Annotated in this window: 1 pseudogene; it reads right to left on the reverse strand. The window is 62.4% G+C overall.

Going from position 1 to position 237, the window contains the following annotated elements:
* A pseudogene (locus SB725_RS33780) lies at positions 1 to 237 on the reverse strand (hypothetical protein); the annotation flags it as partial.

Genomic DNA, 237 nt, shown 5'->3' on the forward strand with positions numbered 1-237 from the left:
TTCCAGGTCCATGGCCAGGAAGCCGGTGTCGGCCCAGACGTCGGTCATGCGGAACGGTTCGTTGAACTCGATGCAGTCGAAGATCACCACCTTGCCGTTGATCACGGTGGCGTTGCCCAGGTGGATGTCACCGTGGCATTCACGGGTGAACCCATTGGCCTTGCGGGCCGCGAACAGGCCTTGGAGCCGCTCGAAGCTGCTACGTGCCCAGGCCTGGAGGTTGTCCAGTTGCTGCAG

It is taken from the genome of Pseudomonas sp. SIMBA_041, from assembly GCF_046535095.1.
GTDB classification, from domain to species: Bacteria; Pseudomonadota; Gammaproteobacteria; order Pseudomonadales; family Pseudomonadaceae; genus Aquipseudomonas; species Aquipseudomonas mucoides.